The following is a 13,899-nucleotide window of genomic DNA, read 5'->3' on the forward strand; positions in this document are numbered from 1 at the left end:
TTTCCGTTCACGTCAGTCCCTTCCATGCCGGCCTCTTCCGGCGTGCCGGTGAGCGCATGCCACGGACCGCATGCCACGGACCGCACGCCACAGACCGCGTGCCGCTCGCCGTGGGACTGCTTCGAGCCACCCCGGGGTAGCTCATGGGACGCGTTCCGTAGAATAAGCCAGCCGCCCTCGGGCCGGCGTTCCGGTTGCCGGCAGCGGGGGAGACACTATGACGGCGACCCAGGACGCCTTCCATCCGGACGCGGGACAGTCCTCGCCGGATGAGCGGGCACGCCTCGCCGCTGTGCGCCGCTACCGGATCCTCGACAGCGCGCCCGACGGCGCCTTCGGCAAGATCGCCTCCCTGGCGGCGCGCATCTTCGACGCACCCATGGCCACGGTGACGATCGTGGACAGCGACCGGGTGTGGTTCAAGGCCGCCCACGGCCTGAAGGACATGAGCGAGACCAGCTGCGCCCCGGGCCTGTGCGCCTCCGCCATCCTGCACAGCGGGCCCTACGTCATCAGCGACACCCGGACCGACCCCCGGGCCACCGTGCACCCTCTCGTACGGAGCCGTCCGGCCATCCGCTTCTACGCGGCCGCGGCGATCACCACCGCCGACGGCCACCGGCTCGGCACGGTCAACGTCCTTGACACCAGGCCGCGACATCCCACCTCCAGTCAGCTCGAAGCACTGCAGGACCTCGCCGCACTCGTCATGGACGAACTGGAAGTGCGCCTGTCCACGCTGCGTACCGTCGCCGCCGAGCGCGAGCGGCGAACCGACGCCGAACGGCTGGCGCGCACCCTGCAGCGCACTCTCCTGCCGCCGGCCTTACCTCTTGTTCCGGGCCTCGACGCGGCGGCGGCCTATCACCCCGCCTCCGTCGACGAGGTCGGCGGCGACTTCTACGACCTCTTCCCCCTCGACGACGGCCGCTGGGCGTTCTTCCTCGGTGACGTGTGCGGCAAGGGGGCCGATGCCGCCGCCCTGACGTCGCTGACCCGTTACACCCTGCGCGCCGCGGCCATCTACAACCCCGACCCGTGCACCGCCCTGGCGAACCTCGACACCGTCCTCAAGGGGGAGTACCAGGGCAGCACCCCGCGGTTCTGCACCGCGGTGTTCGGCGTGCTCGACGCCCTGGCCGACGGGTCGTTCGCCGTCACGCTGGCCGGTGGCGGCCACCCGCCGGCCCTGGCGCTGCGCGCGGACGGCACCGTCGAGGCCATCTCCACCACGGGCGGCCAGTTGATCGGACTGCTGCCCGATCCGCACTTCGTGGGCACCACCACCCGACTCGCCCCCGGGGACGCGCTGCTGCTGTACACCGACGGACTCAGCGAGGCGCGCACCGCGAGCGGCGCGATGCTCGGCGAGGACGGACTGGCCCGCCACCTGTCCGAGCATCCCGCCCAGGGGGCCGACGCTCTGCTCGCGATGCTGCACACCCTCTTCACCGACCTGGGCACGGGAGTCAGCGACGACACCGCGCTGCTCGCCCTTTCCGTCCCCCTGGGTACCCACGACCGACCCGTACAGGAGAACAGGTGACCGACCGTACTCTGACCGCGACCCGACGACCCCACCCCGCGGGCGCCACGGTGCTGGCCGTCACGGGCGAACTCGACCACCACACCGCCCGGGAGCTCAGCCACGTCGTGGACGAGGCCCCCTTCAGCTCCGACGCTCCCGTGATCATCGACCTGACGGGTCTCACCTACTGCGACTCCACCGGCCTCACCGTTCTTGTCGCCGCCTACAACCACGCCCAGCAGGCCGGTACTCCGCTGGTCCTCGTCGGGCTGAACGCCGACCTGACGCGTGTCTTCCGCATCGTCGGCCTGGACCAGCTCTTCAGCTTCCAGCCCACCCTCGAAGACGCTGTCGACGCCCTTCGTGCCTAGGAGTATGGACCTGCGGGGTCGCTGACGCCCGTACGCGTGGGCCGCGTCGGCCGCCGGACAGGCCCTTAGCCCGGCTGCGTCGCGATCTGGATCAGGTTGCCGCAGGTGTCGTCGAAGACGGCGGTCGTGACGGGCCCCATCTCCAGGGGCTCCTGGGTGAAGACGACGCCGAGGCCGCGCAGCCGCTCGTACTCCGCCTGTACGTCCTCTACGGCGAACTGGTGGACCGGGATGCCGTCCGTGACGAGCGCGTCGCGGTAGGGCTTGACGGCCGGGTGGCCGGCGGGCTCCAGGAGGAGTTCGGTGCCGCCGGGCTCGGCGGGCGAGACGACGGTCAGCCACCGGTCCTCCCCGCCCAACGGCACGTCGTACTTCTTCACGAAGCCGAGGATCTCGGTGTAGAAACGCAGGGCCTTGGCCTGGTCGTCGACGAAGACGCTGGTCAGATGGATCTTCACGGGGTGCTCTCTTCCGGTCCGGGGGTGTCGGGCAGGGGCCATCGCTCGGCGATCCGCCGCAGCGGGGCCGTGTTGAGGTCGTGGAACTTGTAGCGGCCCTCCCGCCTGGTCTCGACGAGCCCGGCGGCCTCCAGCAGGGCGAGGTGCTGGGAGACCGCCTGGCGCGACATGCCGAGTTGATGCTTCATGCTCAGTCGCGAGCAGATCTCGAACAGTGTCTGTCCGGACTTCTCCGCGAGCTCGTCCAGGATGGTGCGGCGGGTGGAGTCGGCCAGGGCTTTGAACAGGTCGTCGGCCACGACCACAGGATAGGCAAGTTGTCGCTTGCCTATCAAGCGATGCCGTCACATCCGGGTTCTGGAGCGTCCGGGCCGGCCCGACCCGGGCGGTGGTACGGCCCAGCTCGCCCGCTCCAGCACCCCACCCGGCGACCGGTCCGGCCGGCGGCGGCGCCGCGGTGGTCCCGTACTCCGCGCGCCGTTCCCCCAGGGGTCGCGTATACCGGAAGAGACGGGGGAAATGCGTCCGTATGCCTGGGGGACCGGAACGTTTGGAGGCGTGATGAGGGCTTTGACCTGGCAGGGCAAGGGCGACGTCAGTGTCGAGACGGTGCCCGATCCGCGGATCGAGGATCCGGCGGACATCGTGGTCCGGGTGACGGCCACCGGCATCTGCGGATCGGATCTGCATCTGTACGAGGTCCTGGGGCCCTACCTGGAACCGGGCGACATCCTGGGCCACGAACCGATGGGAATCGTCGAGGAGGTCGGCCCGGGGGTCACGGCGCTGTCGGCGGGGGACCGGGTCGTGGTGCCGTTCAACGTCTCCTGCGGCACCTGCTGGATGTGCGGCCAGGGGCTTCACTCCCAGTGCGAGACGACACAGGTGCACGAGCGCGGCACGGGAGCCGCACTCTTCGGCTTCTCCCAACTGTACGGAGAAGTCCCGGGCGGCCAGGCGGAGTTCCTGCGGGTCCCCTTCGGGAACACGCTGCCCGTCAAGGTGGAACACGGCCCGCCGGACGACCGGTTCGTCTACCTGTCCGACGTCCTGCCGACGGCATGGCAGGCCGTCGAGTACGCGGCGATCCCGCCGGGCGGCAGTGTGACCGTCCTCGGACTCGGCCCCATCGGGGACATGGCCGCCCGGATCGCCCTGCACCGCGGAGCGGGACAGGTCATCGGCGTGGACCTCGTCCCCGAACGGCTGGCCAGGGCACGCGCGCGGGGTGTGCACACCCTCGACCTCAACGAGTTCGGCGACGGGGCGGCCGACGAGATCCGGCGCCTCACCGGCGGGCGGGGCAGCGACGCCGTCATCGACGCGGTCGGCATGGAGGCCCACGGGGCCGGAGCCGCCGGTGCCGCGCAGAAGCTCGCGAACGTTCTTCCCGACGCCGTGGGCCAGAAGCTGATGGAGCGCGCCGGACTGGACGACATGGGCGCCTTCACCATCGCCGTGGACGCGGTACGGCGCGGCGGGACCATCTCCATCATCGGGGTCTACGGCGGAGCGGTCGACCCGGTGCCGATGATGACCCTCTTCGACAAACAGATCCAGCTGCGCATGGGCCAGGCGAACGTCAAACGCTGGGTGGACGACATCCTCCCGCTGCTGAACGAGAACGACCCCCTGGGAGTCGACGACTTCGCCACGCACCGGCTTCCCCTGGAAGAGGCGGAGCAGGCGTACAAGACCTTCCAGGAAAAGAAGGACGGCATGGTCAAGACGCTGCTCATCCCATGAGTTCGTCCCCTCGGGACGCCCGGCTCCCCGAGGAGACGCGCGGAGACGCCATGACAGACGCCCGGAAGAGCGGGCCGAACGCGTTCCCGTGAGCCCCCCCGCGTGGTCGGGGACGATGTTCGTCGCCAGACCGCCCAGGGGGCCGTCACCCCTCCCCCTCCGCGAGCCTGCGACGGTGCGCCTCTCCCGAGGCCGTGAAGTCGCGCTCGTCGCTGTCGCGGAAACGGCGGTAGAACCACTCCGGCACCCGGGCCGTTTCGAGGCGGGTCCGCAGAACCCCGTCCTGGACGTCTCTGGCCACCTCGCGCACCCGGTGCCACTCCTGGCCCGGGATCCGGCGCGCGCGTGCCGTGCGCAGTTCGGCGGTGACGATCTCGGCCAGCCGGCCGCGCTCGGCCGTGACGCGCTGCTGGGTCGACCAGATGTCGTGGGCGATCTGGTAGGCCGCCAGCGAGGGCACGAAGAATCCGAGGAGGACGCCGGACAGGGGCGCGCCCGTGACCAGGCCCGCGAGCAGGCCGAGCAGACTCCAGCCGAGGGCGGCCGAGAGGACCAGGCGGTGGTAGCGGCGGCGCATTCGCGCGTCCCAGGCGAGATTCTGTTCCTGGGCGATGAACACGTCGTAGGGATGGTGGACCCCACCGGTCGGGTGGTACCAGCCTTCCGTGATCCGTCGGTCCACGGGGCCGCCGGGCCGGAGCCGGTGCGCGAGCCGGTGGACCTCGGCGTCGGGCACGGGCGCGCCGGCCACCGTGGTGCGCCACGGCAGATGGAAGAGCGTGGTGTCGAACATCTCCTGGAGCAGGGCGCTCCGGAGCGCCGTGGCCGAGGCGATCCGCCCGAGGATCACGGAGGAGACGAGGAACCACAGGAACCCGGCGATCGACACCGCCGTACTGCCCCGGCCGGTCAGCATGACCACAACTCCGGCCACGGACAGGGCGGTCGCGACGGCCGTCCGTACCGCCTCGACCCGCTGCCCCTGCCGGTGGTTGGCGGCGGCGGCGCGTTGCAGACGCAGCATGTCGTCGTCCAGCTGACGCTCATGGATCGGCCGCCCCGGCACTCCCCGCGGGATGTCCGTGCCGGCGGTGACGGGCCGGCTCACCGGAGGACCCCCCGCCTTCCGGAACAGGCCGTCCACGCGCCACGGATCGCTCGGCCCCACCGGCCCGCCGGCGCCGCGGGCAGTACGAGGCGTCTCGCCCGCCGGCCTCCGATCACCGGAGCGAGCCGTGCGGCCGTACGGTCCCGCCGGCCGCCCAGGGTGATCAGCGCGGAGCGTCCCCCCGCTCCCGTCATGACACGACGGGCCGTCTCCCACGGCAGGGCGCCGGGGTCCAACCCCGAAGCGGCGCCCGTGAATTCCGAGTCGAACTTCCCGGGCCGTACCAGGACCAGTGGGGTGTCGTGGTCCTCGCGGTGGGCGGTGACCCAGGCCTCCAGCGCCGCCTTGCTCGCGCAGTAGGCCGCCAGCCCGGGGAACGGGACCACCGCGGCCAGCGACGAGATCGCCACGATCGTGGTGCCGGGGGCGGCCAGCGTACGGATCAGCTCCACCGGCCGCCGGAAGTTCAGCGTGACCAGCGCGGCGAGGTCCGAGTCGTCGCCCGTCGCGGCCACCAGATACACCAGGGACGGGACGCCGTCGGGCCGCCCCGCGCGGAACCGGTTCCAGCGCTCGCGCAGGAGAGCCACCGCGTCCTCACCGAGCAGGTCGAGCTCCACGGACTCCCACCGGCCGGCCCCGTCGGACGCGCCGTACCGCTCCAACTCGTCCAGCCGGTGGGCCCGTCGGGCCACCGCCGCCACCTCGTCCCCCGCCCTCCGGTGGAGCACGGCCAGCGCGGCGCCCAGGCCGGACGAGGCGCCCACCACGAGTACCCGTCGGTTCACCATCGCAGCGCGCCCGCGACCCGCCGTACCCGGTCCGCCAGATCGTCCAGCTGGGCGCCGGTCGCGGTGAGGGGAGGCGCCAGGACCAACTGGCCGACGGCCGTGACCATGCTGGGGACGTGGCAGAGCAGCCGGGCCCCGCGCAGCGCCGTCATCACCTCCGCCCGCGACCGGGCCGGCCCGTGCACGGCGCGCAGGAACCCCGCACCCGTGGTCCCGATACCGGCGCGGCCGAGGACACCGTCCAGCGCGGCCGTCCTGGCCGGGAGGTCGAGCGAACCCAGCACCCGCAGACAGGCCGCGGCGGCGCCCAGCGAGGCGGGGTGGTTCGAGTGCGTATGGCCGAAGTCCAGGGGACCGGACGCCGTCGCCTTCTCCGCGACCCGCCGCTCGACGACCATCGCCGAGACCGGGGCGGCGCCGTTGCCGAGCCCTTTGCCGAGCAGGGTGATGTCGGCCCGGAGCCCGAGGGCGCTGCCCGCCGTCGGCCATGCCGCCCGGCCGAGCCCCGCGGCGATCTCGTCCACGACCACGAGACCGCCGGCCCGCTGGAAGCGGCGGACCGCCCGTACGGTCTCCGGTGTCAGCGGAAGACACCGGTCGGCGGCGCGTACCGGCTCGACGAACGCCAGACCGGGCGCCGACCACGTGTGCGCGGGCGCCGCCCGGGGCAGCCGGGCGGCGGCCGGCAGCGGTCCCCACACCAGGGGGAGATCGGAGAGCCCCGCCGCCCCCGCGGTCGAGCCGTGGAACGCCGACGGCAGGGACCACACCGGGGCGTCCGCCGGCAGCGCCGCGAGCCCGAACCGCAGCGCGGCCTCCACGACCTCGGAGCCCGACGATCCGAAGAACACGAAGGCGTCGGACCGGCCCAGCAGGCGCAGCAGGGTGTCCGCGACCGAGTCGGCGATCGCGGTGCCGGCCTGGAACGGGTTGACCGCGGCGAGTTCCGCACTCTGCCGCAGCAGCCCGATGACGGGCTCGGGGTGTCCGTGCCCGAGGGGAACGTTCCACATTCCCGAGGTCGCGTCGAACCAGTCGCGCCCCTGTTCGTCGAAGACATGGCACTCCGCCGCGCGTTCGGCGCGGAGCATCGGCGGAGCGCCGACGGATCCGGCCGCGAGGAGGACCCGGCCGGTCCGGGGCGCCGGGTCCGCGCCGGCCCGGCCCTTCGCGTTCCGCGCGGCGATGCCTTCGGCCGCCGCGGCCGCGCCGATCGCCAGCAGCCGGGCCGCTTCCAGGTCCGCGCGATTGCCCGTGCGATTGCCCGTGCGCGTCGAGCCCGCCAGCGCGGCGACGGCCGCCGCCACGCCCGCCACCGCCCGGGGGCCGTCCGTCGTCGCCTCCGGGGCGGGCGGGGAGGACCAGTAGTGTTCCGTGTCCCGGTCCGCGACCCGCAGGGCCCGGTCCGTCAGCCGGCGGAAGGACGCGGCCGGCGCCGGGGCGCCCGCCTCGCCCACGGCGGCGGCGACGGCGGCGACCAGTCCGCTCACCGCCACCGCGCCGGGCGGCGAGGAGGTGGCCGCCGTCGCGTCGAGAAGTGCCCGGACACCGCTGTCGCCGCTCAGGGACAGCAGCCGCTCAACACCGGTCATGACGTGCCCACCATTCGTCGGTCTGCTCGATCAATGCCCTTACGGCCGGGTGGCCTTGCCCGGCCCGGTGCCAGCGGTCGCGGAAGCCGTCCGCGACCTGACGGGGAATCAGGCCGTGCCGGAACCCGGTGGCCAGCAGGTGCAGGGGGCCCACCACGTAGGCGAGTGCCAGCGTCGGCAGCCGGCCGAACTCGGCACCGGTCCCCTCCGGGAGCAGGGCGTGCGCCGGGTTCACGGCGACGGGCAGTCTCGCCACCCGCTCGACCAGCCCCGAGCGTACGGACGCCTGGACCGCGCCCTCACCGTCCGCCAACGCCTCGGCGGCGGCGAGCAGTTCGGCGGCCATGGCCAGTGCCTCGGTGACCAGAAGACCCCGGCCGAACTCCACGGGGGTGAGGCCGGCGGTGCCGAAGGACGCCAGGTGATCGAGATGGGTGCCGTCATGCACACCCCACCAGACGTCCATGTCCTCCCGGCTGAGGCGCTCGTCGGCGACCACACGGACGATGCCCCGGTCCGGCAGGGTCATCCACGCCCGCCACAGCGCGCTCGCCGGCACGTCCACCGCCACGACGGAGTGACCGCCCGCCGCGGAGGGCAGAGGCCGCCACCGCGCCCGGCGCGCCAGGGCGGCCGCTCCACCGCCCTCAACAGCGCTCACCTCCTCCCGCGCGCCCGTCGCGGTCGTGGTGCCCACGGGGCCGCCGTGCAGCCGCGCGGCGAAGTGGAGCAGGATCTCGCAGGCGCCACGGGACCGGGGGGAGAGCGTTCCCCGCTCCGCGCGTAACCGTGTGCCTTCCGGATACCAGCCGGGCACCTCACCGCGGCGTGCGCGCAGCAGGCGCAGCCGCGTGGCGAACCGTGGATCGGCGCCCCGGAGGTCCGACTGTCCGGTGACCAGGTCGAGCAGCTCGACCGGCCCGTCGGCCACCTCCATCATGACCGCCAGTTCGGCCAGATTCCGGGTCACCCAGGAGGCCCGTTCGCCGCCGGCGGCGGGAACGTCCACCGCCGCTTGCGCGGCCCCCTCCCAGAACGCGGTACGGCGGCTCACCACAGCCGTGTCCGGTACAGCAGCCGTCCGGGGTCGCGGAAGGCGGTTCTGCCGTGCAGGACAAGGCTGTTGTCGCAGTACAGCACGTCGCCGGCGGAGAGGGACACCGTCTCGGTGGCCGGGTGGTCCTCGACGTGGCGGTGGAACCGCCGGGCGGTCCCGGCGAGGCCGCTCTCCGTGGCGACGAGGTTGTCGTACCGCCAACGCACCTTCCCGCGACGGCCGATGACCGCATGCGCGCCGCTCGGGGCACGTGCGGCGGCGCGGAAGACCTCGGGAGTACGCCAGCGCCAGACGCCGCGTTCCAGCAGCGCCGGGTCGTTCTCGTCGAGCCCGGCCTCCGACAGGCCGTCGAGCAGGTCCGCGGTGCGCAGCAGCCGGCTCAGACCGCCTCCGCACCACGCCGGCCTGACGCAGAACAACAGGAAACGGGACTCCGGCCGCTCGTGGTACTGCGCGTCGGTGTGCAGTCCCGTGTCGGCACTGGTCACCGAGAAGGTGCCCGTGGCGGCGCGGGGGGCCACCGGCCAGAGCGGCCCCCCGTCCCGCGCGGACGGTCTGCCGCACGCACGGGCGAGGGAGTCCATCGCCGCCGTGTCACCGGCGGCCACGTCCTCGTCGTGGAAGACCGCCCAGCCCCGGAGTGTCACCTCCCGGGCGGCGGACCTCAGGTCAGCGGTCCGCATCCGGTCCGCCCTCCTCCCAGAACGAGGCGGCGGGGCCCTCGACCTCGGCCTCCGCGCTGTGGGGGTGGATCGACTCCAGCAGCCGTGTGGTGACACGCACCCGCACGTCGCCGTCCACCCGGGAAGCCAGGGCCGCCGCGGCGGCGCGGCACAGATCCTCGGTGAACTGCGGCCTGCGGTGGGACCGTTCGACGAGATCGTGCTCGTCGGGACGTTTGAGCACGGCTTCCCGCAGGTGGGCCACCTGGGCACACACGTCGAACAGGACGGATTCGGCGGGCAGGAGGGCACGCGGACCACGGGCCGTCACGGTCAGCCGGCCCGGCTGGGAGTGGCTGAACGTCGGCGGGAGCCGGTCCGCCGCCTCGGTGCCCACCGCCTCCTCCGCCCGCAGCCGGGAGTAACGCAGGGTGCACGGGCACGCCGTCATGATGCCCACGGTCAGCGACACGCTCGCCGTGTCACCCCCCGTCGCGGTGACACGGGACTCGGACTCGACATCGACCAGAACGGCGGACGGTCTGCCGGAGTGACGAGCGACGGTGGGGAGTTTGCGCCGGCCGCGCACCACGACCGTCGCGGCGGTGGCGGGCTGGGTACGCAGCACCTCCACGGCCAGCCGCCGGGCACCGGCCAGGACCGAGGGAAAGGTCTCCTGCTCACAGGAGATCACGGCCTCCTGAAGTCTGCTCATGTGCGCCCCACGCTGGCCGACGGGCAGCAGGATCATGATCTTCGCGGAGGCGCCGACCGACCGGCCCGCGTACGGGGCGAGCCGTAGCGCGAGGTCGAGATCACCGATGCCCGCCCAGGTGGGGCACTCCGACCGCGCGGGCGCCGCCGGTATGTCGGTGCGGGGATCCCCGGAGAGGCTGTGCGGAACGGCACCCATCCCCTGACCGGAGGGGAGGACCTGGCCGACGGGGAAGGCCGCCAGATCCTCCCAGACGCCCTCCGGGTCGGTTTCCGCCGCCGCCAGCGCGGCCGCGACGGCGCCGGGGGCGCCCCACCGTCGGTTCTGCCGGCGGGCCCAGGCGTCCGCGGACTCCCCCCGCTGGAGGGCACAGACCGCCGAGGCCGCCAGGGCCGCGCGGAACAGCGTCCACGGGAACACCGGGTCATCGGCGGTTCCCGGCGCGTCCAGGACGTGGCAGGGCGTGCCCTCGTCCCGCAGCGCCTCGCCGGTCTCTTCGAGAAGGCTCTCCACATCGTGGCGCAGCCGTGCGCCCGGTGGCCGACGGGCGGCCGCCGGACCGTGCGGGACCACTGGCCGGGCGGCCGGGACGGCCTCGGTGGATCGGGTGAACGGGGATGACATGACAACTCCGCTTCCTGCGAGACGGGCGGGACAGTGAGCCCATCTTGCGAACCCCTCGGAGGTGCGACAACGCGTTTCCCGTTGACGAAACGGAGGGCCCGGGAAACACCGAAGTCACGGAACACTCCGGCGTTACGGAACACTCCGGCGTTACGGAACACATCGGCGTTACGGAACACCCCCGCCTCGACAACACACCTGCGGGGGCAAAGGCAGGGAGTAAGGGAGTAACGGTCAGGGCGCGGTACGGAGCGCCAGCCGGACCCGCGAGACCTCCGGGGCGCCCAGCTCCGCGTACAGCGAGACGGCCTGCTCCAGACAGTCGACGGCGGCATCCCGGTCGTCCGCCACCGAAGCCAGCCCCTCCAGCGCACGCGCCAGTTCGTACCGGCTGCCGCACGCCCGGCTGGTCCTGACGGCCGTGCGGTACGCCGCCGCCGCCGGTCGTGGCTCCCCCCGGTGCTGGTGCGTCTCCCCGAGGCAGTTGAGCGCCATGGCCCGGTCGAAGGGCAGATCGTGCTCGTCGAAGGTGCGCAGGGCCTCGGTGAGATGCCCGACGGCGGCGTCGAACCGGCCCAGCCCCACCTCGGCGACGGCGATGCCCCGCAGGATGACGGCCGCGGCGACGGGCGTTCCGGCCCGCGCCTGGAACCGCAGGGCGCGGTGGTGCGCGCGCAGCGCCTCCTCGTAGTCGCCCCGATGGTGGTGCACCCAGGCCCAGTTCCCCGTGGTGTTGCTCAGTCCCCGCTCGTCGCCGAGGGCCTCGAACCGGGCGTACGCGGTACGGAACGACTCCACCGCCCGGTCCACGTCATGGCGTTCGAGGTGGACGAGACCGAGACCGTTGAGCAGATACCCCTCCGCCTCGCCGTCACCGATCCGCCGCGCCGCCGCGAGTCCGGTCGAGTGCGCCGACCTCCAGGCGTCCCACGTCTTGGTGAGGAAGGAGAATCCCTGGAGGGCGTGGGCGATCCGCCAGCAGTGCTCGTCGAGGCCCAGCTCACCGCTCAGCCGGCAGACGGCCACCAGATTGTCGAACTCCGTGGTCATCCAGCGCACCGCCGCGTCCCTGGTGTCCAGGGCGATCTCCGGCCCGCCGCCGTCGGGCCGCGCGGGGCCGGGCGGCGGGTGATAGCGGTGCGGCGCGATCCGGCGGTCCGCCCGGCGGGCGGTCGCGGCGTAGAAGCCGGCCAGCCGGCGCGGCGCTTCGAGGTCACCGGACGCCGAGAGGCCCACGGCGTACTCACGGAGGAGGTCATGGAACCGGAACCGTCTGTCCGGGCCGCGCATGAGCAGGTGCGCGTCGGCGAGCCGGTCGAGGGCCGCGTCGGCGGCCGAACGCGGGGTACCGGTCATCGCGGCCACGGCCGGTACGTCGAAGTCGGCGCCCGGATGCCGGGCCAGCGCGGTGAAGGCGGCCCGCTCCGGGGGCGACAGCGTACGTACGGAGGGTTCGAACACGTCCAGGACCGCGCGCTCGCCGTCGTCGAGCTCGCTCAGTCGGCTCGCGCCGTCGGCGGCCAGCCGTTCCGCGAACGCGGCCACCTCGGCGTCGGGATGGTCCGCGAACCGGGCGGCGGCCACCCGGATCGTCAGGGGCAGCAGACCGCACCGCCGGACGATCAGACCGACGGTCGGATCGGACACCCCGGTCGAATTGACCGAGCGGAAGAGCGTGATCGCGTCGTCCACGGACAGCGCGTCCACCCCGACCCGGTCGGCGTCGTCCAGCGCGACCAGCCGGCTGCGGCTGGTGATCAGTACGGCACAGGCCGCGGTGGCGGGCAGCAGCGGCTCGACCTGGGCGGCCTCCGCAGCGTTGTCCAGGATCAGCAGCATGTCCCGGTTCGCCAGCCGGTCCCGGAGCAACCCCGCCCGGTCGTCGACATGGTGGGGTATGTGCTCGCCCGACACCCCGAGCCTGCGCAGACAACGGTCCAGGGCGTCCATGGCCGGGACGGGACGCATCTGCGGTGTGTAGCCGTGGAGATCGATGAACATGCACCCGTCGGAGAACAGCGGACGGAGCCGATGGGCGGCCCGTACCGCCAGGGCCGTCTTCCCGACACCGGGCATCCCGTGCAGGACGGAGATACGGGGGGAGGGACCCGGCCGTACCGGCGGCGCCAGCAGCTCGACCAGCCTCGTCAACTCGGCTTCGCGCCCGGTGAAATGGGGGGTTTCCCGTGGCAGCCCGGAGAAGAAACCCTCGGTGCGCGGCCGGGACCTGCGGCCGTCCTCCCGTGGGCCGGGAAGCAACTTCCGCAGGGCGTCTCCCGTACCGAGCGCCAGATCGCACGCGCGGGCGAGGTCGTGGTGGGGGCGGGCCACCCCGTTCTCGACCTTGCTGAGCTGGCTCTTGCTGTAGTTCGCCGCCGCCGCGAGCCGGCCGAGCGACATGCCCGCGGCCTGGCGCATCCTGCGTAACTCGGCGCCGAAGCTGTTCCCTTCGGGCGCCGTGCCACCGGGCCGTGCGAGGGAGTCCATCACCACCACCTGCTCCGGGGACGATCGGACGACTTCCGCTTACCCCATGGTCCACGCCCGCCCTCGTGATCCCCGCCTCCCGGCATCAGCCCGGCAGCCGGACGAAGGTGCCCTCGGTGAAGGAGAGCCGGTAGCGACAGGGCTTTTTTGTGGCCGCCTTGCGGACCTGACGCACCACCACCGTACGCACGACGGTCGCCGCCACCTCGATCACCACGTCCGTCTGCTCCACCGCCTTGGGCCGCTGGAGCAGACAGACGACATGGTGTCCCTGGGGGCGCAGCCGCTCGTTGCCCTCCGGGGGTTCCAGCTCCCAGCTCATGGCCGGCATCCCCAGTCCCCAGACGGTGGCCCGCCCCTCGAACTCGACGTCCTTGCTGCCGGGCGACGGTGCCAGATACTTGGCGACGATGCCGGGTTCGGCGAACGTCGTGGTGATCCGGACGCTTTCGTAGTGCCCGTGCTCCAACGGCCGCAGGTCGAAGGGGAACCAGACGTAGGAGTAGTCCCAGTGGTCACGGTCGACCTGGGCGGCGAACTGGTCCAGGGTGTACGCGTCCGGCGCGATCACCGTCGCCCTGCCGAACTCGATCTCGCTCTGGAGCTCCAGCCTGCTGTCTCTTCCCGCCACCGGGATCCGGGCGTAGAGCCCCTCGCGTCCGGCGATCTCCGGCTCGGCCGCCGCCGGCCGGCCGTCAGGAACATTTGTCATCGGTCTCCTCCGCACGTGTCCGCCGAGCTTAGGGCGGTGTCCCTCGGA

General features: G+C 72.9%; 13 protein-coding genes. 3 read left to right on the top strand and 10 right to left on the bottom strand.

Annotated elements, in window-relative coordinates:
- Window positions 1–217 precede the first annotated feature (217 nt).
- Both ACIO1C_RS14560 and ACIO1C_RS14565 read left to right on the top strand, forming a co-directional pair.
- Window positions 218–1,546: a PP2C family protein-serine/threonine phosphatase gene (locus ACIO1C_RS14560; RefSeq protein ID WP_401862748.1), complete on the top strand. Its 1,329-nt coding sequence runs from the start codon at window positions 218–220 to the stop codon at window positions 1,544–1,546.
- Window positions 1,543–1,899 (top strand): STAS domain-containing protein, encoded by a 357-nt coding sequence (locus ACIO1C_RS14565; protein WP_401862751.1) that lies wholly within the window; start codon window positions 1,543–1,545, stop codon window positions 1,897–1,899. Before ACIO1C_RS14560 ends, ACIO1C_RS14565 begins: the two co-directional genes overlap by 4 nt.
- A gap of 65 nt (window positions 1,900–1,964) precedes the next feature.
- Here ACIO1C_RS14565 and ACIO1C_RS14570 read toward each other — a convergent pair whose 3' ends face one another.
- Both ACIO1C_RS14570 and ACIO1C_RS14575 read right to left on the bottom strand, forming a co-directional pair.
- Window positions 1,965–2,357 carry a VOC family protein gene (locus ACIO1C_RS14570; protein ID WP_401862753.1) on the bottom strand — a complete coding sequence of 131 codons (393 nt, stop codon included), beginning with the start codon at window positions 2,355–2,357 and terminating at the stop codon, window positions 1,965–1,967.
- Window positions 2,354–2,656 carry an ArsR/SmtB family transcription factor gene (locus tag ACIO1C_RS14575; protein ID WP_401862756.1) on the bottom strand — a complete coding sequence of 101 codons (303 nt, stop codon included), beginning with the start codon at window positions 2,654–2,656 and terminating at the stop codon, window positions 2,354–2,356. Before ACIO1C_RS14575 ends, ACIO1C_RS14570 begins: the two co-directional genes overlap by 4 nt.
- A gap of 262 nt (window positions 2,657–2,918) precedes the next feature.
- Here ACIO1C_RS14575 and ACIO1C_RS14580 point away from each other — a divergent pair, with 262 nt between their 5' ends.
- Complete coding sequence (locus tag ACIO1C_RS14580) at window positions 2,919–4,103, top strand: zinc-dependent alcohol dehydrogenase (RefSeq protein WP_401862759.1); 1,185 nt, start codon at window positions 2,919–2,921, stop codon at window positions 4,101–4,103.
- Between the two features lie 145 nt (window positions 4,104–4,248).
- Here ACIO1C_RS14580 and ACIO1C_RS14585 read toward each other — a convergent pair whose 3' ends face one another.
- The 8 genes from ACIO1C_RS14585 to ACIO1C_RS14620 form a co-directional block, all read right to left on the bottom strand.
- The gene (locus tag ACIO1C_RS14585) at window positions 4,249–5,211 is read right to left on the bottom strand and encodes an S-4TM family putative pore-forming effector (RefSeq protein WP_401862762.1); all 963 of its coding nucleotides are present in this window, start codon (window positions 5,209–5,211) and stop codon (window positions 4,249–4,251) included.
- Entirely contained in the window at window positions 5,208–6,002 is a 795-nt protein-coding gene (locus ACIO1C_RS14590) for an SDR family NAD(P)-dependent oxidoreductase (protein WP_401862765.1), read from the bottom strand. Before ACIO1C_RS14590 ends, ACIO1C_RS14585 begins: the two co-directional genes overlap by 4 nt.
- Window positions 5,996–7,594, bottom strand: coding sequence for an aminotransferase class III-fold pyridoxal phosphate-dependent enzyme (locus ACIO1C_RS14595; protein WP_401862768.1), 1,599 nt, complete (start codon window positions 7,592–7,594; stop codon window positions 5,996–5,998). Before ACIO1C_RS14595 ends, ACIO1C_RS14590 begins: the two co-directional genes overlap by 7 nt.
- Window positions 7,581–8,648, bottom strand: a complete 1,068-nt coding sequence (locus ACIO1C_RS14600) for a hypothetical protein (protein ID WP_401862771.1) — start codon at window positions 8,646–8,648, stop codon at window positions 7,581–7,583. The genes ACIO1C_RS14595 and ACIO1C_RS14600 overlap by 14 nt, the downstream gene beginning before the upstream one ends.
- Entirely contained in the window at window positions 8,645–9,334 is a 690-nt protein-coding gene (locus ACIO1C_RS14605; protein WP_401862774.1) for a TauD/TfdA family dioxygenase, read from the bottom strand. Before ACIO1C_RS14605 ends, ACIO1C_RS14600 begins: the two co-directional genes overlap by 4 nt.
- Window positions 9,321–10,652 (bottom strand): GTP cyclohydrolase, FolE2/MptA family, encoded by a 1,332-nt coding sequence (locus ACIO1C_RS14610; RefSeq protein WP_401862777.1) that lies wholly within the window; start codon window positions 10,650–10,652, stop codon window positions 9,321–9,323. The genes ACIO1C_RS14605 and ACIO1C_RS14610 overlap by 14 nt, the downstream gene beginning before the upstream one ends.
- A gap of 234 nt (window positions 10,653–10,886) precedes the next feature.
- The gene (locus ACIO1C_RS14615) at window positions 10,887–13,139 is read right to left on the bottom strand and encodes an ATP-binding protein (protein ID WP_401862779.1); all 2,253 of its coding nucleotides are present in this window, start codon (window positions 13,137–13,139) and stop codon (window positions 10,887–10,889) included.
- 85 nt (window positions 13,140–13,224) lie between these two features.
- Complete coding sequence (locus tag ACIO1C_RS14620) at window positions 13,225–13,851, bottom strand: hypothetical protein (protein ID WP_401862781.1); 627 nt, start codon at window positions 13,849–13,851, stop codon at window positions 13,225–13,227.
- Between the last annotated feature and the right edge of the window lie 48 nt (window positions 13,852–13,899).

Origin of the sequence: Streptomyces sp. NPDC087420 (genome assembly GCF_044744165.1) — a bacterium.
Lineage (GTDB): Bacteria > Actinomycetota > Actinomycetes > Streptomycetales > Streptomycetaceae > Streptomyces.

Bases quoted from the DNA above. Each gene is read 5' to 3' on its own strand.
- ACIO1C_RS14560 (WP_401862748.1), top strand. From the start codon at position 218: ATGACGGCGACCCAGGACGCCTTCCATCCGGACGCGGGACAGTCCTCG.
- ACIO1C_RS14580 (WP_401862759.1), top strand. From the start codon at position 2,919: ATGAGGGCTTTGACCTGGCAGGGCAAGGGCGACGTCAGTGTCGAGACG.
- ACIO1C_RS14590 (WP_401862765.1), bottom strand. From the start codon at position 6,002: ATGGTGAACCGACGGGTACTCGTGGTGGGCGCCTCGTCCGGCCTGGGC.
- ACIO1C_RS14595 (WP_401862768.1), bottom strand. From the start codon at position 7,594: ATGACCGGTGTTGAGCGGCTGCTGTCCCTGAGCGGCGACAGCGGTGTC.
- ACIO1C_RS14605 (WP_401862774.1), bottom strand. From the start codon at position 9,334: ATGCGGACCGCTGACCTGAGGTCCGCCGCCCGGGAGGTGACACTCCGG.
- ACIO1C_RS14610 (WP_401862777.1), bottom strand. From the start codon at position 10,652: ATGTCATCCCCGTTCACCCGATCCACCGAGGCCGTCCCGGCCGCCCGG.
- ACIO1C_RS14615 (WP_401862779.1), bottom strand. From the start codon at position 13,139: ATGGACTCCCTCGCACGGCCCGGTGGCACGGCGCCCGAAGGGAACAGC.
- ACIO1C_RS14620 (WP_401862781.1), bottom strand. From the start codon at position 13,851: ATGACAAATGTTCCTGACGGCCGGCCGGCGGCGGCCGAGCCGGAGATC.